Consider the following 26,585-nt stretch of genomic DNA (forward strand, 5'->3'; position numbering starts at 1 on the left):
CATAAACCTTAGGAGCGCGAAACTCCGCCGCCGCCACTTCCGCCGCCGCCGCCGCCGCCGGAAACTGCCGCCTGAAAAGCCTTCTTGTCGATGGCATATTCCAATGCTTCCTGGGGCGTTACGAGGCGACGTTTCACCAAATCCAACAGTGATTGATCCAACAAAGTCATTCCGACCCCTCGCTGGGTTTGAATCAACGTCGGTATCTGGAAGGTCTTGTTTTCACGAATCAGGGCCGCCAAGGCCGGCACAGCAAGCAAGATTTCGAACGCCGCGATACGGCCTTTGCCGTCGGCGCGGCGCAGTAGAGCCTGCGCGACGACACCCTTGAGGCTCTCGGAGAGAATTGTGCGAATTTGTTCCTGCTGATTCATGGGGAAGGCGTCGATGATGCGGTCGACGGTTTTCGCGGCGCTGGTCGTGTGCAGTGTGGCGAACACCAGGTGGCCGGTTTCCGCCGCCGTGATGGCCTGGGAGATCGTTTCCAGGTCGCGCATTTCGCCGACCAGGATGATGTCCGGATCTTCGCGCAGCGCGGCGCGCAGCGAGTCGGAGAAAGTATTGACGTGCTCGCCGACCTGCCGCTGCGTGACGAGGCATTTCTTGTTCTGGTGCACAAACTCGATCGGATCCTCGACCGTGAGAATGTGTTCCTTTCGCTGATCGTTGATGTAATCGACCATCGCCGCCAAGGTTGTGCTTTTTCCCGAACCCGTGGGGCCGGTCACCAGCACGAGCCCTTTCTTCAAGTGGCACATTCGCATGATCACGTCGGGCAGGTTCAGATCGGCGGCCGTAAGAATCTTGCTCGGAATAATGCGGAAGACGCCACTGACGCCTTTGCGCTGCATGAAGACGTTGGCGCGAAACCGCGCCACGTTGCCCAGCGAGTAAACGAAATCCGCTTGCCGGCGGTCGCGAAACTCGCTCCGGTTGCGCTCGTTCATGATCTCTTCGAACATTTTCATGTTCTGTTCATGCGTCAGCGGCTGCATGTTGAGGCGCTGCAATTCGCCGTGGACGCGAATGTAGGGCGGTGATCCGGCGCTCAAATGCAAGTCCGACGCTTGCTGCTGGATCATGTGTTGAAACAGTTTATCAAGCTGCGCCATGGTCGAACCTCCCCAAAAGCTTCACCGCGTCGTTCCACGCGATGCAGCCGCTCAAAAGCCGCGCTGTCAACGCTTCACGCCACAAGCGGTTCGCCGCTTGTCCGACAGCCGTGTGAGCCTCGACGCGTTCCCCGTCGTGCAAGGCACGGTGGATCGCGTCGCCAAAATCAATGGGCACAACCAAGGGTTGCGGTCGCGCCTTCGCCTCCGCGTGCGGTCGACGGAAGTCCGCTTCCGCCCGCTGCTGGGCAGTGAGCGATAACGCCTCCGCGGCCGAATCGGCACCGTCTTCGTCGGGTTCGGTGTCGCCGGTTTCGTATTCGGGTAGGGTGGCGAGCAGCACCACGCCGCGCCACGCTTCAGCCAAAAGCGTTCGGTTTTCCGCCGCTTCCCACGCGAAATCGACCGCGGCGGGCAGGGAGGAAAACGGCAGTGTGCCGATGACGAGCCGCCCGCTCGCAGCCTCGCGGCAGCAGCGCGCAAAGGTCGCCGCGTCCAGCAGATTGTCCAACACCAGCACGTCGGCGCCCAATTTGACAGCCACGTCGATCGCCTCGTTTCGCGCCGGGGCGCGATCGGCATCAGGCCGCATTTGGATGTAGCCGTCCTCGGCCAAAAAAGGCGAGTCGCCGATGTGGATCGTCTTGCGACCGGCGCGCGACGCTTCGGCCACGAGTTCTTTGACGATCACTCGGGTTTCGAGCCGATCGGGGCCGAGCACCGTGACCAGGCCGCCGCCGGCGAGCATTTCACGCAACCGGGCGTTTTGCGACTCGTTACCCACGATGGTCGCCAGTTCCTCGTACATGCCCGGGTCGCCGAGGTTGGTTAGCGTCACGGCTTCGCCCGCGAAGGTTTCGACCAACGCGGCGTGATACATCAGGCGCTGACCTCCATGGGAGGATTCAAGGAAGCCTTCTTGCAGTTTCTCCCGCTCGCCGAGGCGGCGCATCATTTTGCGCAAACGACGAACAATCAGGTGCATCCACGACAAGCCGATGGTGCCCGCATCCTGCAGCAAACCGTCGACGCGAAACCGCAGTTGCACCACGTCACCGGGATCCAAGTGGATTTCCTGAACGCCGCGCTCGGTCGTCGTGCGCAGTAGCAATTCCACGAAAGCGCGACCGGTATGGTCGGCCAAGGCGTCGGCAAGCTGTTCGGGCGCAAACCAGTCGCTAGTCACGTCCGAAGCGGCGCCGGTCGGGCCGCCTTCGCCGTAACATTCATTTAAGGCGTCGTTGATTTCGTCCGTGAGCCCGACGCCGACGACGATTCGCTTGCCCGTCAGTTCGGCGATTTCTTCCACGGCGGGGTGGTTGGTGGGGTCGTCGACGACGATCGTCAGTTCGTCGCCGATAAGCAGGTAAGGCAACACGATATGGCGGCGTGCCACGGCCTCGGGCACTTCGCGCACGGCCTCATCGTCGATTAGTTCCCGGCGAATCCGCACGAAAGGCACGTCCAATTGGTGTGAGAGCCCCCAATGCACGTCTTCGATCGTGACGATGCCCAAATCCACCAACGCTTCGCCGAAACGCTTGCCGCTGCGTTTCTGCTCCGTCAGCGCCCGCTCGACGTCGTCGGCCTTGATTAGCTGTGAGTCAAGCAGAATCGCGCCGAGCGCGCGTCCCTTCCATTTGTCTTCCATTGGATGTCCCTGCGAAGTGTTTTTATGATCGTACCATAACCACAACGGGCGAGAAACGCCGGTCGGTCTAGGTCAGCAAGCCACCGCCGCCGCCGACTTGGCTCATCAGCGCCATAAACGCCGCCATGCCCAGCCCGACAATGAGCGCGAGAAAGCCAATAAACAACGCCAATGCGGCAAAGACGCGGGCGGGCGATACGCCGTGCAGTTTGGCGGCGCCGATGACCGTCAGGTAAAGCGAACCGAACCAAAAAACGAGGGATCCCAGCAGCGGCAGCACCGCGAAAACCGCTGTCGCGTTGGAGTAACAAACGACCTTGATCGTTGCGCCGATTCCCTTCTTTGCGCCGCCCACGAGCATCAAGGCGAGGTGAAACCCGAGCGCATTGATCAGGACGCCGATCGCGAGAAAAAACGGCATCATCACCAGCGCCATCACGGTCGCGACAAGATTTTCTTCCCCCACCGCCATCGGCAGTTGGCTTTCGATGAACGCCCCGATCGGATGCACCCACTCGCGCGGTAAAATTTGCTCCCATATCAGCCCGATCACCACTGCGAACATGCCGAGGACAACGGCAAACACAAAGGCCTTGGCGAGATTCCGGCCGTCGGGTGAGAGTTTCGCGTAGGTTTCCTGCGGGCGACTGAGCAGCCCGCGCAGCAACTGCCGGAAAGTCGGTTCCTCGACAGGTTGCGGTGCGAATCGGTGAACCTGGCAGACGAGGTTTCCGGCCTCGTCGGGTGCGGCGCAGGCGGTGCAGACAAACAGACCGCATTCGCGGCAAACCCCGGCGGCGGCGTAGCGGTGACAACGTTCGCAGACGGGCGTGCTCGGGGTGAGCGGCAGGGGCGCCGGTGGGGACCCGGTCTCCGGAGCCGGCGGCTGGATGTCGGTTTCATCGACCGCGGGCACGGGTTCCTCGAAACGAAAAATCTCGGAGCAGAACGGACAACGATAAAGCCCGGAAGCTTTTGTCCTTACTTTTTCGCCGCAATGCGGGCACGCGGTGATCAAGGCTTACATCCTCTCTTGCGCACGTTTCGCCCACAACTTGGCGTGGGCCGCGATCGTTTTCTCGTCGTCACCCATCTGTGGGTAGAGGGGCAGGTCGCCGAAATCGTCGGCCACTCGCATGAAAAGTTGAAAGGCAGCCGGGGCGTTTTTGCGGAAATCAAACTCCAACTCAGCCAAGAAAAGCGTCGCGTAACCGGCAAACAGACGATCCGCTTTGTTCTTGCCGAACTTGGCGCGAAACTCCTCGAGAGATTGCGCGGCCTGCACCGTGTTGCGCAACACAAGCAATTCCGCATCACGCAAGCGACGCATCGCCTTGATGCCCGCCGGTTCTTTGCCGGTTTCATCCACGAGCATCACCGTGCGGTGATGGCGGATGATTTCGCGCAGCGTCTCGGCGCCGTCGGCAAAAGCGCCTTTGGCCCGCCACTTCTGGGCGTGCTGGAAAAACGTGGCGGCTCGAACGAAACCGAGCCAAGCCCGCGCTTCTTCAGGCACGGTGGTTTGGGCGAATGTGTCGAGCACGCGTCCCTTTTTCGGCAGACTCGCCGGCATGGCGCCGAGCACTTCCGGCAGCCGCCGCACCGCCGCAACGGCCGCAGTTTGAGGCACACCGGCGACGAGGACATCCGCGCCGCCCCACTGGCGCACGACCGACAGCAGATCGGTCGAGGCGAGATTCGCCTGTCCCGTGGCGACGCGGTAGCGCGCCGTTTCCAAGGCGCAGATGATTTCCACACGGCCGAAATAATGCCGATCCTCGCCCGCTACGCCGACGTTTTGTTCGCTGTGACGCGCGGTAGTCTGCTTGAGTGTGTCGATCGCCTGGTAGGGATTATTCATTGCCTCGGCATACAGATAAGCTTCTTCGATCTTGGCCGTGGCCACCAGCGCGACGCGCCAGGCATTGTGTCCGGGATAGGCCATCGTTTCGTGATCTTGATAGACCGATTCAATTCTCGCCAGCACCGCCAGGGCTTCGGCTTTGCGTCCGGCCTTTTCTAAGAGGGCGAATAGATCAAAAATCGCTTCTTTCGCTTGCTGCCGGGCCGAGAAATTTTCGAAAAGCACGAGGTAGGCTTCGTGCAGCGCATCGATATCCTGCGGTGTTGCGCTTTTCAATTTCTCGATGCGCTGCATGGCCGTATCGAGACCGGGCGGTTCGGAGGGATCATCACCGGCAAGCGCGGGAACGGAGACCAGCAGCCCCGCCAGCAGACACAAAAAGAGGCCGCTTGTTCGCAAGCGGCCTCGATGTAGGTTCGGCGTCACGATCATTTGGAAATGATCTTGAACTCAGTTCGGCGGTTTTGACCGCGACCCACGGAGGTGTTGTTGCTGGCGACCGGTCGGTCCGGACCGAAGCCGACGGCGCTAAGCCGCGCGGGGTCAACGCCCTGCTGCAACAAGTAATCGCGCACGGAGTCGGCGCGCGCCTGGCTGAGTTGCATGTTCTTGGAATGGCTACCGACGGTATCGGTGTGGCCTTCGATTTGCACCTTCCAACTTTCGGCCGCTTTAAGCACCTGGGCGATCTCGATCAAGACCGGGTAGCCGTCCGGGCGAATCGTGGCACGGCCGGTGTCGAAGTGAATCTTCTGTTTCAAGATGATTTTGTCGTCGGTCACTTCGATGTACTGCGGACAACCCTCGTTTTCCTTCGTGCCGAATTGCTCCGGACATTTATCCTCGGAGTCGACGATGCCGTCGCCATCTGTGTCGTTCGGGCAACCCTCGTTCTCCGGGGGGCCGGGCTGTTCGGGGCACTTGTCGACGTTGTCGGCCACGCCGTCGCCGTCCCCGTCGGGGCAGCCCTGCAACTCGGGCAGGCCGGGAGTGTCGGGGCAGGCGTCGTCGGGATCGGCCACGCCGTCGCCGTCACGATCGGGCGGCACGTTCTCGACGCAGTTGCCCAACCACTTGCGGGCCGCGTCGAGGCTGTCTTGCGCGAAGACGAGATGATCTTGAGCGCGAATGTAATCGCGTTCGCTCCACTCTTCATCGGCGAAAACCAGATGCGCTTCGGCCGAGGCAAATTCGCGCGGCGCGCACGTTTTCGCGCCCTGCATGCGAATTTCATCCAACTCGCCGCGTAGTTTGTTCATTTGGGCTTGTTGTGCGGCTCGGGTGCCGCAACCGGCGATCAGTACGAGCATCAATAAAGCCAACGGCAAGGCGATCAGTGTACGGCGTGTCATCATTGACCTCCTCGCATTTCGTCGACCGGGGGTAGGTCGTCCGGTTCACCGAGCGGATATTCATCGGTCCCCACCGGCTCCGGTGTCGGCGTTGGCGTCGGCTCGGGCGTCGGTTCGGGGGTCGGCGTCGGTGTCGGTTTGGGGGTCGGTGTCACGGCGGCGTCCTCGTCCACCGGCGGCAGATCTTCATCGACCGGCGGCAGGTCTTCATCGACCGGCGGCAGATCGTCCACCGGGGGCGGAACCGCAGCGCCAGGCGCCGTCATGCCTTCTTCACGCTTTCCCCAGGGGATCATGGGCTTGGCGTGAATGGTCCGCGCCAACCGCTCGGACTCGATCGCCTTGGATTTGGCCGTTGCGGCAAAATGCGCCGCGGAGGGGTAATCCGATTCGCGAAGCTGGGAGATCGCTTCCTCGAGATAACATTCGGCACTCGCGAACTCGTAAGGCGCCAAGTAGTCGGCGTGAACCGATTTCGCGGATTCCACAGCGCGGGCCGCTTGTTTCACTTGGCGTTCGTTTTCACAAGCGCCCACCACCAAAACCAGCGCTAACGCGCTGACCACCAACAACATCGGGATGATCCGCCGGACCATGAAAATACCCTCCAAGCGGGACAAAACCCATAAATTACCACTACTGGTTAGACCGCAGAATGCTATCAGCTTCTTTCGGAAGCTGTCAACCAATTAGCCGCAGCCATTTCTTCTTGCCGACCTTCAGAACGCCGCCGCCGGGTAATGGCGCGCGGGGGTCGGAAAGCGTATCGCCGTCGAATTTGACGCCGCCTTGATTCACGAGACGTTTTACCTCGCTGTTGCTCATGCCGAAAAAGGTTGCCACAACGTTCACCACAGTCGGCGGGTCAAAGTCCGCCAGGGGCGCTTCGGGGATATTATCCAGCTCCAGCGTACGCTTGCTGAACTTGCGGTCGAAATCCTCCGCCGCCTCGCGCGCCGCATCGCGCCCGTGCAAACGTTCGACAATCGCCGCGGCCAAATCCTTTTTGGCGCCCATGGGATCGCTGCCGATTTTCTCACGAATCCGCGCAAGCTCGTCAGCGGCAAAGCCGAGGAAAAGTTTGTACCAGTTCTCCATGATATCGTCGGGAATCGACATCGTACGGCCGTATTGCTCGGTAGGCGACATTAATACGCCGACGTGATTGCCCATGCTTTTGGACATTTTTTCCTTGCCGTCGGTGCCGATGAGGATCGGCATCAGCAGCGCCAGTTGCGGCTCCATGCCGCGCCGCTCCATCATGTCGCGTCCGACCAGAACATTGAATTTCTGCGCCGGGTCGCCCATTTCGATATCCGCCTGCACGGCCACCGAGTCGTAGCCTTGCAGAACCGGATAGCACAATTCGTGAAGACCCAGCGGGACGTTGTTTTCGTAACGGCTGCGGAAGGTCTCATGCTGCAGCATTTGCGCGAGAGTCACTTCTTGCAGCAAGTGCAGTGTGTCGGCCATATCGAAATCGCCGTACCACTCGGTTTGGTGACGGATTTCGGTGCGGTCGGGGTCGAGCACCTTGTATAGCTGCTCCATATACTTAGCGGCGTTTTCCTGAACTTCCTGCTTTGTGAGCGCGGTTCGCATCTGTTCGCGTCCGGTCGGATCGCCGATGCGCGCCGTGTAGTCCCCGATAATCACGACGCCGATGTGGCCTAAGTCCTGTAAATCGCGCATCTTGCCGTAAGGTACGAGATGGCCGATGTGCACGTCCGGCGCGGTTGGATCGATGCCCACCTTGATGCGCAGCGGACGCTTTTCCGACAGCGCCTTGGCGACCTTCTTCTGAAGTTGATCCTCGGGCACGATCTCGTGGGCGCCGCGCCGTATGACGGCGAGCGTGCGTTCGACATCCAATTCCATACGTTGGGACTCCCTTTAGACGCTGAAAACCAAGGCGCAAAGCATAATCAGAAACCGGCGGGATTGCAAAAGGCGTTCTAGCTCAGTCGGCTGTTCGCCGCCCTACGCAGGCCACCGGCCAATGCCTCCGCCTCCCTGCGCAAGTAGATATCGCCTTTTCCATATTGCGTGTTGATCGGAGTGGCGAGCAGGTCCACGGGCAAATCGTCGGGAGGATAGGCCACCATGGCTTCGCCGACCGCCGAGTAGATCGGCAAACTGAAGAGCTCGAGGCCCTCGGTGCGGGTGAAGAGAGTGGAAATCGCCACAGGCTTGCATTGGGTTTGAGCCAGCACGATCAAGGTATCGTTGGCTTGCCGGCCGTTGTTGATGAAATCGTCGTGCAACAAAGCAGTTTGCGGCTTTTTCGCCGTGGGCAGGCCGCTTTCCCGCGAGAAGCACTCGACTGGAGGACGACAAACCTCTTCCGAATGCACGCGGGCCAACATCCGTGCGGTGGGCAGGGAGTCTTCGTCGGTCGCTATGATGCAATCGAAGTGAACGTGGCTGATCTGTTTGGCCAGGTGATGAACCAATTCCGCGTAAATGTCGACCGCCTCCGCAAACAGCCCCCAATGAATGAACATCCGGCTGTGAAAGCCCGGATTCCCGTAGCCGTCGCCCAGCACAAAATGCCCGGGTCCGACGAGAATCCCGCGGTCCTTCAAATCTTCGAGAATCACATTTAATTGCCGCATTAATCTCTCCCTGCGCTCTCTATTGATTCTCTACGGAGAAAAAGCTTGCTTGTTTTCGAGTGCGTAAACAGAAAGCGGGGATTTTACGAGTTGATGAACCCGTGTCAAGCGATAATCAGGGAACGCAAAAAATGTCACTCGGTGCCGTGATGTATCAACGACCGCAAACGCCGCACCGCCTCGGCGATGTCAGCCGCCTGTGTCACCGCCGTCACAACCGCTACACGCCGGGCACCCGCCGCGACGACCTCGGCGATATTCGTTTCGTTGATGCCGCCCATCACCGTGAAAGGGATGTCCAACTGCCCGCCGATGCTATTTATGGCGTCGGGACCAAGAAACACCTTGTGTTCGGGCTTCGTTCCCGTCAGGAAAATCGGACCGATGTTCACGTAATCCGCACCATCAGCCTGCGCTTTCAGCGCTTGCGCCAAATTGTGCGAACTGCGCCCGATGATGAGCTCCGGGGCGAGCCGACGCGCCGCCGGCAGGGGGAAATCCGCCTGGCCGAGATGCACGCCGTCGGCCTCGACGGCCAGGGCGAGATCGATGTGGTCGTTGATGATCAGCAGCGCTCCGGCCGAACGAGTTTTCTCGCGGAATATTTGCGCCAACTCGAAAAGATCGCGCATTTCGAGCGTCTTGTCGCGTAACTGGACGATCTTTGCGCCGCCGTCCAGAATGCCGTCCAGCACTTCGAGATTCGAGCGACCCGCCGAAAGCGCTTCGCACGTCACGGGGTACAAGTCGACCTCTGCAAATTTCGTTAATAGCTCTTTTTTACGCATGTTTATACCACTAACTTAAAGTAGATTGTCACTTCCGAAAGCCCTCGTCGAAGTCCTTCCAAACCGCTTCGCGGCCGGCGTTTTCGATCGCCCGCGCCACGACCTTCGGGGAACGGGAGTCATGCACCGCGAATTGACGGCCGGAAGCTAACGCTCCGTCGCGGTAACCGCCCACCGATGTCTTGCTGCCCGCGCTCATGCGGGTGACGCCAAGTGGAATCAAGCGGTCGCGCAGCGCGGCGCTCTCACGCGTGGACACCACGATCTCCGCGTCGGGCAACGTCAACCGGATGGCGGCAATCAGGTGCGCCAAATCGCGGTCGGACACGGCAACCCGGGGCGTGAATCCGCCCTCCGCCGGGCACAGTCGCGGAAAGCTGACCGCCACGCGGCTTTTCCAGAAACGTTTGGCAAGGTAGCGGCCGTGGTACGCGACAGCGAGGCCTTCGGCCCGCCAATCGGCCAAACCGAGCAGGGCGCCGACGCCCAGGCTGCGGAAACCGGCGATGCCGCCCGCTTCGACGGCCCGCAAACGCCCGTCGAAATCGGCTTTCGGGCCGCGGTGTAGTTCGGCGTAGAGGCCGCGGTCGTACGTTTCCTGATACAAAGTCAGGTTATCGACGCCGGCACGTTCAAGGCTGCGGTAGTCGCTTTCATCCATGGGAAACACTTCAATTCCGATACTTGCGAACCGGGGCGCGATTTCAGCGACGACCATTTCCAGGTCGGCAACCTGAAAAGCGCGCGGCGCTTCGCCCGACACCAGCAGGATGTGGCGGAAGCCTTCTTGCCACAGGATGTCGGCTTCGGCGAGGGCTTCGTCCACGGTCAAGGTGCGGCGCGGGATGTCGTGGCGGACGGCGAAGCCGCAGTAACGGCAATCGTTGATGCATTCGTTGGACAGATAGAGCGGCGCGTAGAGTTGCACGATTTTGCCGAAACGATGCGCGGTGATCGCCGCGGAGCGCTGAGCCATGGCTTCGAGCAGGTCGTCGGCCGCGGGCGAAAAAAGCAACGGGAGGTCGGCGTCGTCTAGTTGGGAACGCCGCAATACGCTTTGCACGTCGGAAACCGAGACTTTTTCCATCCGGTCCCGAAGCCGGGGCCAATCGAAGCGGTGGAGAGCCTCCGCGAAACTCATGGATCGTCCTTACGCAGAAAGCCCGTCAAAGGGCTGGAAGCGCGAGCGGTGGAACTGGTGTCGGCGGCACCCGCCATGCGGGCCATTTCGCCCGCTTCAACGGCGGTTTTGAAGGCGAGGGCCATACGCACCGGGTCCTCGGCGATAGCGATTGCCGTATTGACCAGCACGGCGTCGGCGCCGGTTTCGATGGCATCGGCGGCATGGCTGGGTAGGCCGAGTCCGGCGTCAACCACAACCGGCACGCTTGCCTGGCGAATGATGATTTCGATTTGATCGCGCGTCCGCATGCCGCGGGCGCTGCCAATGGGCGCGGCCAGGGGCATAACCGTGGCGCAGCCCGCGTCGGCCAGGCGCAGGGCGAGGATGGGGTCGGCGTTCATATACGGCAGGACGACGAAGCCCTCCTTGATAAGGATTTCGGCCGCCTTAAGGGTTTCGACGGGATCGGGCAGCAGGTAGTTCGGTTCGGGCGTCACCTCCAATTTGATCCAATTGTTGCCGGTGGCGGCGCGGGCCAGGCGGGCCAGACGAACGGCTTCCTCGGCGTCGCGCGCGCCGGAGGTGTTGGGCAGCAGACGGTACTTGGTCAGGTCCAGGTGCGAGAGCGTCGGGTCTTCCGGGTCGTGTAAATCCACGCGCCGCAGGGCCGTGGTGACCAGTTCGGTGCCGCTGGCTTCGAGGGAGGCGGCCATAACCGTCGGGTGCGGGAACTTGCCGGTTCCCACCAGTAAACGACTCTTGAATTCGACGCCGGCGATCACCAGCGGTCCGTTTTCCACGGGCATTTCTCAGCCTCCTCCGACGAAGCGAACCAGTTCCAGGGTGTCGCCGTCGCGGATTGCGGTGGTTTCGTATTTATCCGGTTGAATCACTTCGCCGTTGTGTTCGACGACAAGGTTTTCACGCAGGATATTCATCACCTCCAGCATGGCGGCGATGGTTTTCACGCCGTCGAACTGATGGGCTTCACCGTTCACGGTTAGTCGTGGCATGGATCTTCCCCCAATATCAGACGCAGGATGGCGTTGGCTTGATGGTGCGCCGCCACGCCGACTCGCGGGGCCATCAGTCCGCGGCCCGGGGCTGCTTCGCTGATTTCGTCGCCCACGACATAAAGTCCGTCGAGTCGCCGGGTTGTGCGAATTTCGTTGGCCGAGCCACAGCCCGCCACGCCGCTGGAGGCTACGACGGTTTTCTCGCCGGCCAACGCCTGGACGAGCATGGCCTTGGCCCTGGGCTCGTCGAAACACTCAGCGACGATTTGGCAGTCCCGAAAGAGCTTCGACGCGTTGGCGCGGGTTACTTCCAGGTTTCGCTGAACAACTTCGGTGTAGGGATTGATGCGCTGCAAAGTTTCCGCCAGCGCTACGACCTTCGGCGTGCCCAGTTGGTCCAGGAAATACTGTTGCCGGTTCAGGTTGGAAGGCGCGACCAAATCGAAATCAGCCAGCACGATGCGACCGATGCCCGTGCGTACCAGCGCGATCGCCACAGCACTTCCTAAGCCGCCGACGCCCGCCACGCCAACCGTCGCCTGCTTGACCTTGGCATGGACGCCCGGCGTGTGGCGCGCCACGAGCAGCGACTCCAATTCCGCGGAGGTCGGGCGGCGATTGCGGGTAATGAGCACCACGACGTCTCCCTCGTGCAGGATCGTGTCATAGCGAATCGTATAGCCGTTGAAGATGACCATGTCGGCCAGCGGCATGACCTCATCACGCAGTTCGAACAGGGTCGTACCGTTCTTGACGTGCAGTTCGCGTTCGTTGACCTGTAGCCGAATCATGTTTCATCCACCGATTTGCGGTACGTGCGAATGGCGCATAACTCGCCGCACATCGTACAGACTTCGTTTTGGGCGTCTTCGCTTTTCATCCGGCGTGCCCGTGCCACAACCGGGTCGATGGCATGCCGGAACATCCCCTCCCAATCGAGTTGATTGCGCGCCCGGCTCATCTCACGGTCACGAGCCAAGGCTTGCGGCAGCCCCTTGGCGATGTCGCCGGAATGGGCCGCGATTTTAGCCGCGATTACGCCTTGCCGCACATCTTTGATGTCGGGCAGGGTCAGGTGCTCCGCGGGCGTGACGTAGCAGAGGAAATCAGCCCCGGCCATGGCCGCCACGGCGCCGCCGATGGCTGCGGTGATGTGGTCGTACCCCGGCGCGATGTCGGTTGTGAGCGGCCCCAGCACATAAAAGGGAGCGCCGTCGCACAAGCGCTTTTGGATCTGCACGTTCGCAACGACTTGATCAAGCGGCACGTGACCCGGCCCTTCAATCATCGCCTGCACGCCGGCGTCGCGGGCGCGACGCGCCAGTTCGCCAAGCACCACCAACTCCTCGATCTGGCCGCGGTCGGTGGCGTCGCAGACGGAGCCGGGACGCAACGAGTCGCCCAGCGACAGGGTTACGTCGTAGGTGTGACAGATCGCGAGCAGCCTGTCGTAGAACTCATACAGCGGATTTTCCGCGTCGTTCTTTTTCATCCACGCCGCGATGATGCTTCCCCCGCGGCTGACAATTCCCATCACCCGATCGCTCGACTCAAGCGCTTCCAGCGAGCGCCGCGTCGTGCCGCAGTGCACGGTGATGTAGTCGATGCCCGACGCGCATTGCTCATCGATGGCGTCGAAGAGTTCGTCGACCGAGAAGTCGACGATGTCCCTTTTCTGCTGCGCCAAGACGGCCGACAGGTAGTAGATCGGCACGCTGCCCATCATCACCGGGCAGTCGTCCAGCAACGCCGCGCGAATGGCCCGCAGGTCGCCGCCGGTCGACAGGTCCATGACCGAGTCGGCCCCGGCCTCGATCGCCACGCCCATCTTGGCGTTCTCTTCCGCGATATCGTAGTGGCTCGGGCTCGTACCGATGTTGGCATTGATCTTCGTACGCAGCCCTTCACCGATACCCATCGGGCGAAACGTGCGGCGATTGTTGTGGGGGACCACGACGCGCCCGGCGCGAACGCGCTCGGCTAGTACCGCCGCGTCGATCCCTTCGTCCTCGGCGATGATGTGGATACTCTCCGGCATCTCGCCTTGGTTTAGCTGGTCAAGCAATGTCGCCATATGCGGCTCCTTTTAACGCGAAAACGCCTCGCGGTGGCCGAGGCGCTTTATCGTCTGTTTTCTGCGGCGATAAAATGAACTTCCTACACGGGCATTACCCCGGCCAGGTTCGAGGGGTATGTTCTCAGCGCAGCCCGCTCGAGCCGGCACCCCCGTTCACCATGGCTGGACGCTAACAAAAATGCCGGGAGGTGTCCAACGGAATCGGCGGAGTCAATCTTCGGAGTCGGTGACCGAGACGCGAAGGCGGCCGCGGTGCAGACGGACTCCCAATTCCGCGCCGGTCGCAGTTCCGGCGGCCTCTTTGAGAACGCTGCCATTCGTGTCCGTGACGATGGCGTAGCCGCGTTCGAGTACCGCCAGGGGGCTCACCGAAACCAGGCGGGAGCGCCACCCGACAAGCTGCTGGCGGTCGCTTCGCAGCCGGTTTTGCATCGCTTGACGCGCGCGATGGGCCAGTTGGCGATTGCGGTCGCGGCAACGTCGACGTTCTTGCGTGTGGCGTTCCACGTTGGCGACGAAGGAGGCGCCCAAACGGGCGGCCAGGCCTTCCAGTCGCGCCCGGCGCTGAAATAGTTGGTTGCGTGGAGAAGCGCCGGTCAGTCGCCGTTCGAGCAGGGCGAGGCGGTGCCCGTTGGCGATCAGCCGGTCTTGGGTTACGTCCATCAGTAGCGCGAGCAGGTCGTCCAGCCGCCGGCCGAGCAGAGCGGTCGGCACCGCTTCCTGCCGCAGTCGTTGACCGATTTTTTCAGCTTGATGACGCCGTACCGTAATATCACCCACCACGGCGCGTCGAGCGCGCTCCCACAAGGCGTCGATCTTTACCTGCAATTCGACGGCGTCGGGAACGGCGATTTCGGCGGCGTGGGTTGGCGTGGCGGCGCGCACGTCGGCGGCCAGGTCGCAAAGCGAGACGTCCACCTCATGGCCGACACCCGAAATAACCGGCACCGGGCAATCAACCACGGCCCGCACCACCGGTTCCTCGTTCCAGCACCAAAGGTCTTCCAGGCTGCCGCCGCCGCGGCCGACGATGATTACGTCGGGATCGCCGAAATTGGCGAGGATCTCGATCGCGTGGGCGATGGATTGCGCCGCGGTTTCACCCTGCACTTGGGTTGGCGAGACGACGACTTGCTGACCCGGTCGCCTGCCGAAAATGATGCGCAACATGTCGCGCAACGCCGCGCCGTGCAGGCTTGTGACGATGCCCACGCGTTCCGGGAGTTTCGGCAGCGGGCGCTTTCGGGCCTGGTCGAAGAATCCGTTGGCGGCGAGCTTTTGCTGGAGTTCCAAAAATGCGGCGTGCAGCGCGCCCAGGCCCAGTGGTTCGAGGTAATCGACCAACACCTGGTATTCGCTGCGCGGCCCATAGCTGCTGATCTTACCGCGCACGAGGTATTCCTTGCCGTCTTCCACCTCGAGTCGCAGGTAGCGGCGCACGTGGCGGTATACGATGCACCGGATGGCCGCCTGGTCGTCTTTGAACGTGAAGTACATGTGGCCGCTGCCGGGGGTTGCCAGGCCGCTGACTTCGCCGCGCACCTGCACGTCGGGAAAGGTGGTCTGCAATTGCTGCTTGATGGCCTCGGCTAGTTCGCCGACGGTCCAGACGTGGCGGCCTTGGTCGGTCACGGTCCGCTTTTTGCCGCGGCGGGGCGGGTAATCCATTTGTTCAAGTAGGTTTCAATCTCTTTGGCCGAAACGGGCCCCAGCCATTTCTGCGCCAACGAGCCGTCGGGGGCATACAGGAAGGTCGCGGGAATCGCCTCGACGCCGAAGTCGCGCACCAACTGCGCCGACGGCCGCGCCACGGGATAAATCATCTCGAATTTCTTCGCCGTATGCGCGATCGTGGCATCGCTTCCTTCGTCGATGCTCATCGCCAAAATCCGTAGCCCGTCCGTTTCCCAGGTGGCGTGCAGGTGGTTGAGGTGCGGTATCTCGTGGAGGCACGGGATGCACCACGCCGCCCAAAACACGACCAACGTGGGCTTGCCGATGTTGGTGTGCAGTTTCTGGTCGCCGTCCTGACCAAGAACCCGGTAGGTCGCCTGGGACGAACTGATAAACGGCAGCCCCGGCCCGGCGCTCACAGCAAGCGTCGATCCGCCGGCAACGAGCAGGGCGGCCAGCGCGATGAAAATCAAAACGTGTTTCATCAAGTTTTCAAGCCTTTCAACAACGACTTGTTTCCTCAGCCCTTCGCGGCGCTGTTCAAGGCGTTGATAAGTAAGTCCTTGGTTAAGACTTCAGGCAGGATAACCGGTTTTCCGCCGTTTTTCGGCCCGATGACCGCATACACCGGCACGCCCGCCTTACCGTGACGCTTGAGGAAATCGGTGATTTCCGGGTCCCGATTGGTGTAGTCGCCCTTGAGCGGAATGATGCCGAGTTGTTTGATCGTGTTTTTCACTTCCTCGGATTCAATGACCGCCTTCTCGTTGACTTTGCACGTCCAGCACCACGCGGCGGTGAAATCGACGAATACCGTTTTGCCGTCCGCGACGAGGTTCGTCACGGAATCCTCGGACCAACGCTGCCAGGGAATACCGTCCGGCGCGACGGCGATTTGTCCCGCGACTGCCGGCGGCTCGAAACGCAGTAAAGTCGCGCCGCCGCCCAGCGCAATGGCGATTGCGACAACGGCGACGGTGAGGCGGACGGCTCTTTCGCGCAGGATGCTGCCGAAGCGGCCGTACAGCCAGGAGGCAAAACCGAGCAACCCGAGGTAGACGAGCAGGCGCGTCATTCCGGCGGCGCCGGCCTGTTTGCCGAGCACGTCTAGCAGCCAGATCACCGTGGCCATCAGCAAGAAAGCCATCACGGCCTTGAAGGTATCCATCCAGTCGCCCGGCTTGGGCATGAAGTGCGTCCAGGCAGGAACGAAAGCCAAGAGCAAAAACGGGAACGCCAAGCCCAGACCTACCGACATGAAAATCATGAAGGTCACCCAAATCGGCTGCGTGAAAGCGAAGCCGACCGCCGTTCCCAAAAACGGCGCTGTACACGGCGTCGCCAACACCGTGGCGAAAATGCCGTTGAAAAACGAGCCGCGTAGGCCTTCTTTAACCGTGGCGTCTTGGACGGCGGCGGAGGTCGGGGTGTTAATCAGGAACACGTCGAGCATCGAGAGGCCGAACACGAAAACCACGGCCGCGAGTATGGAAACAAACACCGGCGACTGGAACTGGAATCCCCATCCCACGGCTTCGCCGCCGCCTTTGAGAATGGCGACGAAAATCGCCAGCGCGAGGAAGCTGCCGAGGATACCCACCGTGTAAGCGATGCCGTGGTTGCGGATTTCCCGGTGTGTCATGTCCGACTGTTGAATGACCGAAAGCACCTTGATCGACAGCACCGGTAACACGCACGGCATGATGTTGAGGATGATGCCGCCCGCGAAGGCAAACAGCAGCATTAACAGCAAGCCTCGTTGCGGCGCTGCGGCAAAGGGCGCCGCGCCGGAAGTCGCCACCGTCGACGCCAGGTCGGGGAGTTCGATTTTCTCTACGGGCGTTCCCGCGGCCGCAAAGGGCAGGGCGGTTTCGAAATCGACGGCGATCTTCTGCTCCTTTTTTCCGTCGAGGAGGACGAATTGGAAGGTTCCGCCGGCCTTTTCCGCTTTATCAAGTTCCGGCCACGTCAACACGGTCACCTGGACGGCTAATTGCGTGCGCGGCGCGGTGCTGTGCGGTTCGGCTTGAACCTTCAGGACATCGTAATTGACCGGTTTGAGCGGCGAAAACAAAGGATGCTTTTGCTTGGCGCGCGGGGCGATCTGTTTGCCTTCGGGAGCGTTGAGGACGAACATCACCGTGAACTCGTCGCCGGGCGTCACGGCAGAGACATTGAAACGGGAAGTGACCGCCAGGCCGGGAACCGTGTCGACCGGTACGGGTACGACTTTCTGTACGGCGTCGAAAAGCCCGCGATGACTGCTTGGCGTTGTCGCGTCCGCGACGGGCAATTCCAAAGAGACCGACACTTTACCCGGCAGACAGATGTGTTTGCACACGAGCCAGGACGGTTCGGCCTGCAGCTTAAGTGCTCCGCCGGCCTCGGTGGAGACAGTTACGTTGGAGTAAAGCAGGAGTTCTTTCTCGTAGCCATAACCGGAAAGCGGCGTGCCGACGCCGAACAGCACGGGCTCAGGATATTGGGCCGGGCCGAAAATCAGGGCGTCGTATTTCTGCCAGGCGATCTTCGTCGGTAGACCGGCCTCACCCGGATTGCTCCAATAGATATGCCAATCCTTGTCAACAGTGAACTTGATGCCGGCGCGGAAGGTGTCGCCGGGCTTCACCGCCGCGACGTCGGCGATTAGTTCGGCCGAGACGTGAGGTTTTTTCAGGTCGTCTTCAGCCGCCGCGGGCGCGACGGCGAATAGGGTCGCCAGCAGAACGAGTAAGATCAAGCTATGGCTGCGAATGCGTATTCTCATCGTCGCCCTCATCGACAGGGTTCGTCTCGTTAGTCGACAAAAGATAAGCACTCTTTCATCTCAATAAAAGCCGCTTGAAGGTAGATGAGCCGTGCGGCTCGGGCCACGCCGGCGGCGTATTGAAAAATCACGGGAGCGGCCGCGTCTATTGATCCGCGGAGAAGCGGTAATCGGCGCGACAGTTGACGAAATTGAACACCTTGTCGTTCTTGCCGATGAACGCAAAGGGAATCGGATTGTTGTGCATCAACGGATTATCCGTGGCGACGATGGTCGAGCGCTGCTCCACGACATTGTTGTCCTGGTCGTAGAAAGTGATGATCACCTTGATGTTCCGCAGCGGCAGGTCTTTCGTCAAATTGACGACTTTGCCGCTGATGGTGTAGTTGCCGACTTCGTCGATGGTCCAATCGACGTCTACGATGTCGATGGCTTTCGTGTTTTGATCGGCCAGTTCCTGGCGCATCTGGCGCTCTTGCGAACGGCTGCGGACTTCATCTTTAGGAAGGTAGCCCTCCAAGCCGTTGATCGAATCGGAATCGGCGGAAACGACGTGCACTTTGTACCAATTCTTACGGTTGTCGTTCATGATCAGCAGGCGCGTGTCCCGCGGCAGCTTGGCCAACACCTTGGCGGTCGGCAACGGGTCGGCGAGCAGCTCAGTGGTTTCGGCCAAGACCGTCGCCGACTCGATAAAGTGCGGCAAGACTTTTTCGGAGGGATGCCAACTGTGGGTCACTTTGATGCCGAGAAGGATGATGAAGAGCACGATGATAACCAATCCCAACGCCGCCAGTAAATTGCTGGAGCGTTTCAGGTGCCGGATATCAGCCTCGATTTCCTTGTCAACCGCTTGCGCGTTCGAATCGGGCTGCTTAGTGTTCTCTTCGGTCATCCCCATTCCTCCCCAAGCATGAGCGAAACCCGCGGGCCATCACGATGGCATCGGAGTCTCTATTGCTTGCGTATATCCACGAACTTGCCGTTCACCAATACTTCCACACGCTCACGACCGTCGTCCACCACCGAACGATAGTCAATCTCGCCGTCGTGGTCGAGGTCGTACTCTAATTTAACAGGCTGACCGTCCCGATACACCACGAACGCATCAAACCGGCCGTCGGCATTGGTGTCCTCACGAGCCGCCAAGAGAGTACCTTGCTCCCATTGTTCGATCAAATCCTGCCGGCCATCACGGTCGAAATCATACGCTATTTCACCGTCTTTCACCAACGAAATTTTCGAGACGACCCATCCCGGACGGGCGGCAACCACGGAAATCGCGGCGAAAGTTAAAACCAATAAAACCGTGAGAACGCGTTGCTGCACTTTCGGGGCCGTCCATCGTTGTTCGGCGTATGTCAAATTGCTCCTGCCATTAGAGCTACAGGATGAACGATACCACGGCGCAAAGTCAAGTATCCGTCCGCTCTGACCCGATTGAGGTTGACACCTTTCGCGGCTCCGTGTTAGCCAAGCAAATCACGGCTCGGGGGGGCGATGAGCGCAGAAAAGAAACACAATTTCGGGATTATCGAGGATGCGGTCGATTGGCTCGCCTCGCTGTCGGTGACGGTTTACAGCCTCATCGCTCTTGGCGTCGGTACATTAATCGGCACCGTATTCCCCCAAGTCGGCATCACGATCCCCGCGCAGGTGTTGACGCAGAAACTCGAATATCCGGTTTGGCGAATTCTGCACCTGCTGGGATTTACCGACGTTTTTCACAGCTTCTGGTTTCTCTTCCTCGTCGCCCTGCTGATGCTCAACCTGATCGCCTGCACGTGGCGTTACATCAAACGCGTGCGCCGGCTGTTGGCGAGCGGGGGCGAAGTGCTCGACGAAAGCACGGAGCGCGGCGCCCACAGTATCGTTCGGATCAAAACCGCGGCGGTCGACCAAAAGGGCATCACGGCGTCGCTGGGTTCTCTCGGCCGCGTGCGAAGCACGGCGCAAGGCGACCAAACCCATTTGTTTGTCGATAGCCGGCCCTGGGCGCGTTATGGAATCGTGGTGGTTCACCTGAGCGTTTTGCTGATTCTGGCCGGCGCAATGGTGAAGTTGATGGCCGCTGTGGAAGGGCACATCATGCTTCCCGAGGGCGGCAGTCTCAGTCTGTTCCGCTCCGACGACAACGACTTGCTGCGTCTGCCCTTCGACATCGAGTGCCGACGTTTCCAAGTGGATTTCTATGAAGGTTCCCAGCGGCCGAAGGAATTCGTGAGCGACCTTGTCGTCTGGAAGGACGGCGTCGAGCAGATGGCGAAGACGATACAAGTTAACGACCCGCTGGGGATTGGGGGTTTTCGTTTTTTCCAAGCCACTTACGGTAAAGAGCGCTTTCCGATCATCGACATCACTGTCGGCGGCGCCCAGCGGGAACTGCCTGTGGTGTTCGGGCAGATTCAATCGATTCCCGGTACGCGGGACGGTTTTATTCTCAACCACTCCCGCAACAACGAAGGGACGACCGAACTGCACATTCAAGTTCAGTCCGGCGGCGAAAGCTTCGACGGTTGGCTGCGGCAGGGTGGCGAGACCGTGCAGCTCGGTGAATTCGGCTTCGCGTTTCGGGGCGTGAAGGAGGGCTATTACACGGGCTTGCTTGTCTCCGCCGACCCGAGCATCTCGTTTCTCTGGGCGGGTTTCAGTTTATTTTTCATCGGCCTGTTTTGGGTGATGTATTTTTCCCATCGCCGCATTTGGGTACGTATCGGTCCGCGGGAGACGGTTGTGGCGGCCTCGTCGTCGCGCAACCGCGAGGCCTTGGCAAGGTGGTTGGAAGCGGAATCCGCCACGTGGAAGAAGGGCTGATTAATGGGCGCGTTACTTCGCGAGATCATCTCGGGTTTAAGCAGCGGCAAGGCGTATCCCACAAGCGCAGCCCTTTTCGATCTGGCGTTTCTGGTGTTCGTCGTTGCGACGGTCGGCTACCTCGTGTACGTCGCCACACGGCGCGAGGCCGCTTGGAAAACAGGCTTTGGTTTCGGCTTGCTGGCGGCGTTGGCTCTGACTCTCGCGTTGATGTTTCGCTGGATCGCCGCGGGCTGGGCTCACCCGCCGTTCACCAATCTTTATGAATCACTCGTATTCTTTGTGTGGGGCATCATTGTCGTATATCTCTTTGTAGAGTGGCGTTACCAGGTGAAGATCGCGGGGGCGTTTGTCGTGCCGCTGGCGTGTTTGGCGATGGGGCTGGCGAGCCTTTCGCCCAACAAGGGAATCGAACCGCTGGTACCGGCGCTGCAATCGGTGTGGCTGCACTTGCACGTCGCGGTGGCCAGCATCGGCTACGCGGCCTTTTTGACGGCCTTTGTATTCGCCGCGCTCTTTTTGCTCAAAGATAGGGTTCGACTGAACTGGTTTATCGCGGTCGCGGCGGGTTTCGCGATATTCGCGGCCTTAGCGGCAACCCGGGGACAAGTGCTGTTCGGCGTTTTCCCCATGACCAAGATCGTGTCGCACGGCGCCGAATGGATGCCGGTTCCCTTGGAAGGCGGCACGCCCGGCCAATACGAGCAGATCAACCTGCCGGTTGCGGGCATCTTTCTGCTGTTCTCCTTGTTACCCTTTTTGTTTGCGTTATTGGCCACGATCCCGGCCTTGCTCACCAACGAGCAGCGCGCGCAGGAACGGTTGCCGCTGATCGGCCTGGCGACCGCTTGGGTCTTGCTCACCGGCGTGCTCGTGGGGATTCCGGTGCTGGTTTCCGGACGGTTCGACACGCACATGGCGGCGAATCCGTACTCTTACGCGATGCTGGTGTCGGCTTGGCTCTTCGCGTTACTGGTGCTCCTTTTTTGCTGGCGGTATGAAGAATTGCTGGCCGCTTTACCCGACGCCAAAACCCTTGATCGCCTGGGTTACAACTCGATCATGGTCGGCTTTCCGCTGATGACGTTGGTGATCGTGACCGGCGCCATCTGGGCCAATAAGGCCTGGGGCCGCCCATGGGGATGGGACCCCAAAGAGACCGCCAGCCTCGTGACGTGGATCATCTACCTGCTTTACTTGCACACCCGTTTGACCGCCGGGTGGTCCGGCCGGCGCAGCAACCTGGTCGCGATCGTCGGTTTTCTCTCGGTCGTTTTCACTTACCTGGGCGTCAATCTGCTATTGTCCGGATTGCATGCATACGCCACGGGGTAAGCGATGCGAATACACGAAGCGACCTTTTTGACCAGCGCCGTCGACCCGGGGGGATACCCGCCCGCCGACCGGCCGGAAATCGCTTTCGCCGGTCGCAGCAACGTCGGCAAAAGCACGCTGATCAATGCGCTCTGCGGCCGCAAGGCGTTGGCGAAAGTCAGCCAGACGCCGGGCAAGACGCGGCTGATTAACTTCTTCGACATCGACGAACGCTTCTACTTGGTCGACCTACCGGGCTTCGGCTACGCGAAGGTTTCCAAAATCGAACGACGCAAGTGGGCGCCGATGATGGGGCGCTATCTCGAATCGCGCGATACAATTTGCGCCGTCGTGTTGTTGGTCGATTTGCGGCGCGGTCTTGGTGACCTCGATCTACAATTGCTGGACTACCTCGACGGCCTGGGCCGCCAGGTCGTGTTGACCTTCACCAAAGCCGACAAGCTCAAAGGCAACGCACGTCGCAACCAAGTGCAGAAAGTCTGTCGCGAAGCCGGTCTCACGCCGGATGTCGCGGTCATCACATCGGGCTCCCGACGCGAGGGGCTCGAGGCGCTCTGGCAGCGGCTGGAAGCGTACCTGTAAGGGGAATCATGGCCTTCTCCCCCCGCCGCTGGCGACGACGTTTGGTGGCGGTCGCTTTCGGCATTGTCCTTGGATTCTTGGTGATGGACGTCGCGGTGCGGCTCGGCGGCTACGACTGGGAATTGATCGAGCAGATCCTCTACTACCAGAACGCCGATTTACTCAGCCAACGGATGGTGGACGACCCGCAACTGATCTATCGCCTCCGACCGGGGCAACACCATTACCGTCAGACGCCGCACAGCCAGGTCGGCTACACGGTCACCGTGAACTCGCTGGGCGCGCGGGGGGCGGAGATCGCCGCGGAGAAGCCGCCGCAAGTTTTTCGCGTCGTGACTTTGGGCGGCTCCAACGTGTACGGCCTCGGGCTGTCGGACGAGGATACCTGGCCCGCTCAACTCGAGCAGGTGCTCGATCGCGATTACGACGGCGACTTCGAGGTGGTCAATTTCGGCGCCCCGGCTTACGTGCCGCAGCAGATGGTCGCGCTTGGTCGTGAGGCGTTGGAGAAACTCGACCCCGATGTGATCCTTTTTGGGCTCAGTAACCTTGGCCCGCCGCCCTTTGTTCAAGGGGAACCGGTCGCGCCCTATTTTCGACGCGATGGCGAACTGTACGAAGGTCTTCTTAGCAAGGATTGCCCGCCGCCGCCACGAATCCTGCCGCGCGGCGTGCTTCTGACGGCGCTCCGCCATTCCGCGTTGGCCCGCTTCTTTCACGCCCGGCATTTGGTTGAAGCGGAGTGCGACTGGAACGGCAACTACGATCTGGAAGAGCGCAACATCCGCCTGGCCAGGGAATTCTTCGCCGACAGCGCGGCACGCGGCGTGCCGGTCGTCGTTTTTTTGTTCCCCGGTTATGCCCGCAACGCGTTCGACTACAACCGTTACACCGTGGACACGTCGGTGCCTGTGCTCACGCTGGAGGCGGAAGACCGCGGGCCGGAATACCGAAACATTCATCCGCCGAAATACGTTTTTACGTGGTATGCGCAAAGCATTGCGGCGTGGTTGGCCGGACGCGGGTTGCTCGATTAGCCGCCGCACACCGGGCAGGCAGGCTGTCGTTTGAGGGCGAGCGTTTCGTAACGTTTTTCCCAAATATCAAACAGGCGCATGACACTGCAGTCGACCGGTTCCCCAAGCAGGAGGCGCAGCGCCTCCGTGGCCTGCTGAGCCGCGACGATGGCGGGCAGGGTGCCGATAATGCCGTTTCGGCTGCTGTGCGGAATTGCGGACTCGTCTGGGTCCTGCGGGTAAACGCAGCGCAGACAGGGGCCGTCACGCGGCACGATCACCATGACGCTGCCGGAGGTGCCCACCGCGCCGCCGTAAATCCAGGGCACGTTGCGCCGCACGCAAGCCTCATTGAGGGCGAAGCGGGTGGGGAAGTTGTCGGTGGCGTCGACGACCAGATCGATGCCGTCCAGCAGGTTCTCCAAGCTTTGCGCGTTGATTTCCTCGACCCGCGCATCGACGACGATGTCGGAATTAGCCCGACGCACCACGTCGGCCGCCGCAACCGCCTTCGCCGTGCCGTCGCGCACGTCCTGCTCGAAAAAGAGAACCTGCCGGTGGAGGTTGCTCAGTTCCGGCGTGTCGTGGTCGACCAATCGCATATGGCCCACGCCGGCCCGCGCCAACAAGGTCGCCGCGTGGCCGCCCAACCCGCCGCACCCGGCGATCAGCACTGCCGATTTCGCGAGGCGCTCCTGACCGCCGGAACCCCAGAAGGGCAGCAATTCCTGTGCGTGATATCGTCCTTTGCCTGCGGTCATGGCGGTCAATATGGCATTAAAGCGCGCGGTCGATCCAGCCGCCGGCCAACACTCGCTCGTCGTCGTAGAGCACCGCCGCCTGGCCGGGCGTCACGGCGCGTTGGGGCTCAGCAAACTCCACGCGAAACCGGTCGTCATCCAGCGGCGTCACCCGCGCCGGTACCGCCTTGTGGCGATAGCGAATCTGTACCTGGCAATCCCGGGCTTCCGGCGTCGCCAGCCAACGCGCTCCCGCGGTTTCCAAACCCCGAGCCATCAACGCGTTGGCGTCCGTCGTCAGTACGACGCGGCGCTGCACGGCATCGATTTCGCGGACCCAAGCTCGCTCGCCAAGAGCGATTCCCAGCCCGTGGCGTTGGCCGATGGTGTACTGGTGCAGCCCCGTGTGTTGTCCCACGACGTTGCCCTCGTCATCGAGGACCGGTCCGGCTTGCGCCGGTTCGTCGAAAAAGCGTCGCAACTCTTCGGGGAAGGTTCGATCATTGGTGGCAAAGCAGGCGTCCTGGCTGTCGGATCGCTCGGCGCTCATCAAGCCGCGCTCGCGGGCAATGTCCCGCACTTGTTGCTTGGTCAACGCGCCCAGCAGCATCAGACAGGCGGCGCGCTGCGCTTCGCTCAGGGCGAACAAGAAGTACGATTGATCTTTTTCGCGCGAGAGGCCGCGCCACAATTCGACCGCGCCGTTTTTCGCCGGTCGCAGGCGGGCGTAATGTCCGGTGGCGATCAGGGGGATGCCCAAGCTGCGGGCGAATTCCGAGAGCAATCCGAATTTGATTTCTTCGTTGCAGATAACACACGGATTAGGCGTGCGGCCGCGGGCGTATTCCTGCCATGCCGGGCGCAGAACCTTCTCTGCAAAGCGTTCGCGACCGTCCACGACGTGATGCGCGATGCCGAGTTGCTCCGCTACACCGCGGGCTGCGGAAATCGCTTCCGGTGCGCCGCACTGGCCGGTGTCGAACAGTTGCAGCGTGACGCCGACGCACTCGTAACCTTCCTCAAGCAACAGATGCGTGGCCACGCTGCTGTCCACACCGCCGCTCATGGCCACAGCCACGCGCTGCTTAGTCGACATCGGCATCCTCCTTGGGATGGCGCAGCGTTTCATTCATGGCGCCGGTGCGGTAGCCCTCGAGGTCGAAGGCCACGAAGGCGTATCCAAGGGCCTTCAATTCGGCGACGAGCGAGGTACGTCGCAAGGGGGCGAGCAACGCGGTAAATAGCTCGGGATCGGTTTCCACACGCAACAGGTCGCCGTGGTCGCGAGCCCGCGCGGGCCAGATATCGGCGGCGCGCAGTGTCTCTTCGGCCGCCTCGATTCGCCGCAGGCGCGCCTCGGTGATTTCGGTGTCGTAGGGCAGGCGGGAGATCAAGCACGCGGCGGCGGGCTTGTTCCACACCGGCAGGTTGCGAGCCTTCGCCATCCGGCGGATTTCGGTTTTACCGATATCGAGTTCGTAGAAGGGCGAGCGCACACCCAGTTCCCGCACCGCCTGGAAGCCGGGCCGGTAGTCGCCGCGGTCGTCGGCGTTGGTGCCCTCGACGACGGTGGGCAATCCCGCGGCGGCAGCGGCTTCCATAATGGTGCTGAACAGAACCTTCTTGCAGTGATAGCAGCGCCGGCGGTCGTTGGCCTGCATGCCCGGATCGTTCAGGGGATCCACGTGGATGAGTTGGGTCTCAACGCCGAGTTGTGCGGCCAGCGTCAGCGCTTCGTCGATTTCCCGAGCGGTGTGGCTGGGTGCGTGGCAGATGACCGCCAGCACGCGGTCGCCCAGAACCTCGCACGCCACCGATAGCAGCACCGTGCTGTCCACGCCTCCGGAGAAGGCGACGGTCACGCCGTCCAGGGTGGCGAAATGCGATTTGAGTCGCTCGATTGTCGATACGGAATCGGGTTCTTTTTTCATACTTATTCTCAATAAGCGACGTGTTTTTTGGTGCCGCTCGGCCTGTGAATTAAGTGCTCTGTGGCCGTTTGCGAGCCACCCCTCCTTTGGATAATATACACCGTCGATTCGGCCAAGGAGGTTATCGC

At 61.0% G+C, this 26,585-nt stretch carries 26 protein-coding genes and 1 riboswitch; of the genes, 4 read left to right on the plus strand and 22 right to left on the minus strand.

From position 1 onward, the window contains the following. Window positions 1-8 precede the first annotated feature (8 nt). The 19 genes from P9L99_03965 to P9L99_04055 all read right to left on the minus strand — a co-directional run bounded on the left by P9L99_03965 (window position 9) and on the right by P9L99_04055 (window position 19,368). Complete coding sequence (locus P9L99_03965) at window positions 9-1,112, minus strand: type IV pilus twitching motility protein PilT (protein ID MDP8222492.1); 1,104 nt, start codon at window positions 1,110-1,112, stop codon at window positions 9-11. Continuing rightward, window positions 1,099-2,763, minus strand: coding sequence for a hypothetical protein (locus P9L99_03970; GenBank protein MDP8222493.1), 1,665 nt, complete (start codon window positions 2,761-2,763; stop codon window positions 1,099-1,101). Before P9L99_03970 ends, P9L99_03965 begins: the two co-directional genes overlap by 14 nt. 67 nt (window positions 2,764-2,830) lie before the next feature. Beyond that, a complete protein-coding gene (locus P9L99_03975) occupies window positions 2,831-3,679 on the minus strand; it encodes a YIP1 family protein (protein ID MDP8222494.1) in 849 nt (282 codons plus the stop codon). A 105-nt stretch (window positions 3,680-3,784) separates the two neighbouring features. Next, on the minus strand, window positions 3,785-5,026 hold the full coding sequence (locus tag P9L99_03980) for a hypothetical protein (GenBank protein ID MDP8222495.1): 1,242 nt from the start codon (window positions 5,024-5,026) through the stop codon (window positions 3,785-3,787). A 29-nt stretch (window positions 5,027-5,055) separates the two neighbouring features. Continuing rightward, window positions 5,056-5,979: an OmpA family protein gene (locus tag P9L99_03985; GenBank protein MDP8222496.1), complete on the minus strand. Its 924-nt coding sequence runs from the start codon at window positions 5,977-5,979 to the stop codon at window positions 5,056-5,058. Beyond that, window positions 5,979-6,575: a DUF4398 domain-containing protein gene (locus P9L99_03990; GenBank protein ID MDP8222497.1), complete on the minus strand. Its 597-nt coding sequence runs from the start codon at window positions 6,573-6,575 to the stop codon at window positions 5,979-5,981. Before P9L99_03990 ends, P9L99_03985 begins: the two co-directional genes overlap by 1 nt. 85 nt (window positions 6,576-6,660) lie before the next feature. Further along, entirely contained in the window at window positions 6,661-7,857 is a 1,197-nt protein-coding gene (gene tyrS, locus P9L99_03995; GenBank protein MDP8222498.1) for a tyrosine--tRNA ligase, read from the minus strand. Between the two features lie 77 nt (window positions 7,858-7,934). Further along, the gene (locus P9L99_04000; GenBank protein ID MDP8222499.1) at window positions 7,935-8,594 is read right to left on the minus strand and encodes a hypothetical protein; all 660 of its coding nucleotides are present in this window, start codon (window positions 8,592-8,594) and stop codon (window positions 7,935-7,937) included. A 134-nt stretch (window positions 8,595-8,728) separates the two neighbouring features. Then, complete coding sequence (gene thiE, locus P9L99_04005; protein ID MDP8222500.1) at window positions 8,729-9,382, minus strand: thiamine phosphate synthase; 654 nt, start codon at window positions 9,380-9,382, stop codon at window positions 8,729-8,731. Window positions 9,383-9,410: 28 nt separating this feature from the next. Beyond that, on the minus strand, window positions 9,411-10,523 hold the full coding sequence (gene thiH, locus P9L99_04010) for a 2-iminoacetate synthase ThiH (protein MDP8222501.1): 1,113 nt from the start codon (window positions 10,521-10,523) through the stop codon (window positions 9,411-9,413). Next, the gene (locus tag P9L99_04015) at window positions 10,520-11,311 is read right to left on the minus strand and encodes a thiazole synthase (protein MDP8222502.1); all 792 of its coding nucleotides are present in this window, start codon (window positions 11,309-11,311) and stop codon (window positions 10,520-10,522) included. Before P9L99_04015 ends, thiH begins: the two co-directional genes overlap by 4 nt. A gap of 3 nt (window positions 11,312-11,314) precedes the next feature. Then, window positions 11,315-11,518: a sulfur carrier protein ThiS gene (thiS, locus tag P9L99_04020; protein ID MDP8222503.1), complete on the minus strand. Its 204-nt coding sequence runs from the start codon at window positions 11,516-11,518 to the stop codon at window positions 11,315-11,317. Beyond that, window positions 11,506-12,312, minus strand: a complete 807-nt coding sequence (thiF, locus tag P9L99_04025) for a sulfur carrier protein ThiS adenylyltransferase ThiF (protein ID MDP8222504.1) — start codon at window positions 12,310-12,312, stop codon at window positions 11,506-11,508. Before thiF ends, thiS begins: the two co-directional genes overlap by 13 nt. Then, the gene (gene thiC / locus P9L99_04030) at window positions 12,309-13,595 is read right to left on the minus strand and encodes a phosphomethylpyrimidine synthase ThiC (GenBank protein MDP8222505.1); all 1,287 of its coding nucleotides are present in this window, start codon (window positions 13,593-13,595) and stop codon (window positions 12,309-12,311) included. Before thiC ends, thiF begins: the two co-directional genes overlap by 4 nt. A gap of 63 nt (window positions 13,596-13,658) precedes the next feature. Beyond that, window positions 13,659-13,759: riboswitch (TPP riboswitch) on the minus strand. Between the two features lie 49 nt (window positions 13,760-13,808). After that, window positions 13,809-15,230 carry an exodeoxyribonuclease VII large subunit gene (xseA, locus tag P9L99_04035; protein MDP8222506.1) on the minus strand — a complete coding sequence of 474 codons (1,422 nt, stop codon included), beginning with the start codon at window positions 15,228-15,230 and terminating at the stop codon, window positions 13,809-13,811. Continuing rightward, entirely contained in the window at window positions 15,227-15,757 is a 531-nt protein-coding gene (locus P9L99_04040) for a TlpA disulfide reductase family protein (GenBank protein ID MDP8222507.1), read from the minus strand. The genes xseA and P9L99_04040 overlap by 4 nt, the downstream gene beginning before the upstream one ends. A 35-nt stretch (window positions 15,758-15,792) precedes the next feature. Further along, window positions 15,793-18,039 (minus strand): thioredoxin family protein, encoded by a 2,247-nt coding sequence (locus P9L99_04045; protein ID MDP8222508.1) that lies wholly within the window; start codon window positions 18,037-18,039, stop codon window positions 15,793-15,795. A 145-nt stretch (window positions 18,040-18,184) separates the two neighbouring features. Then, entirely contained in the window at window positions 18,185-18,934 is a 750-nt protein-coding gene (locus tag P9L99_04050; GenBank protein MDP8222509.1) for a hypothetical protein, read from the minus strand. 59 nt (window positions 18,935-18,993) lie between these two features. Beyond that, complete coding sequence (locus P9L99_04055) at window positions 18,994-19,368, minus strand: hypothetical protein (protein MDP8222510.1); 375 nt, start codon at window positions 19,366-19,368, stop codon at window positions 18,994-18,996. 171 nt (window positions 19,369-19,539) lie between these two features. Between P9L99_04055 and P9L99_04060 the strand changes: the two genes are divergently transcribed. Genes P9L99_04060 through P9L99_04075 form a run of 4 tightly spaced genes read left to right on the plus strand, consistent with a single transcriptional unit; the run spans window position 19,540 to window position 23,807 of the window. Beyond that, window positions 19,540-20,853: a cytochrome c biogenesis protein ResB gene (locus tag P9L99_04060; protein ID MDP8222511.1), complete on the plus strand. Its 1,314-nt coding sequence runs from the start codon at window positions 19,540-19,542 to the stop codon at window positions 20,851-20,853. Between the two features lie 3 nt (window positions 20,854-20,856). After that, entirely contained in the window at window positions 20,857-22,188 is a 1,332-nt protein-coding gene (gene ccsA, locus P9L99_04065; protein MDP8222512.1) for a cytochrome c biogenesis protein CcsA, read from the plus strand. A 3-nt stretch (window positions 22,189-22,191) separates the two neighbouring features. Next, entirely contained in the window at window positions 22,192-22,770 is a 579-nt protein-coding gene (gene yihA / locus P9L99_04070) for a ribosome biogenesis GTP-binding protein YihA/YsxC (protein MDP8222513.1), read from the plus strand. An 8-nt stretch (window positions 22,771-22,778) separates the two neighbouring features. After that, window positions 22,779-23,807 (plus strand): SGNH/GDSL hydrolase family protein, encoded by a 1,029-nt coding sequence (locus P9L99_04075; GenBank protein ID MDP8222514.1) that lies wholly within the window; start codon window positions 22,779-22,781, stop codon window positions 23,805-23,807. Here P9L99_04075 and P9L99_04080 read toward each other — a convergent pair. From P9L99_04080 to larE, 3 genes are read right to left on the minus strand one after another with little or no spacing between them, the layout of a single operon-like run. Next, on the minus strand, window positions 23,804-24,547 hold the full coding sequence (locus P9L99_04080) for a HesA/MoeB/ThiF family protein (GenBank protein MDP8222515.1): 744 nt from the start codon (window positions 24,545-24,547) through the stop codon (window positions 23,804-23,806). The genes P9L99_04075 and P9L99_04080 overlap by 4 nt on opposite strands. Before the next feature lie 16 nt (window positions 24,548-24,563). Next, window positions 24,564-25,622, minus strand: a complete 1,059-nt coding sequence (gene mnmA, locus P9L99_04085; GenBank protein ID MDP8222516.1) for a tRNA 2-thiouridine(34) synthase MnmA — start codon at window positions 25,620-25,622, stop codon at window positions 24,564-24,566. Beyond that, window positions 25,612-26,457, minus strand: a complete 846-nt coding sequence (gene larE, locus P9L99_04090) for an ATP-dependent sacrificial sulfur transferase LarE (GenBank protein MDP8222517.1) — start codon at window positions 26,455-26,457, stop codon at window positions 25,612-25,614. Before larE ends, mnmA begins: the two co-directional genes overlap by 11 nt. Window positions 26,458-26,585 lie beyond the last annotated feature (128 nt).

It is taken from the genome of Candidatus Lernaella stagnicola (assembly GCA_030765525.1).
Classification (GTDB): domain Bacteria; phylum Lernaellota; class Lernaellaia; order Lernaellales; family Lernaellaceae; genus Lernaella; species Lernaella stagnicola.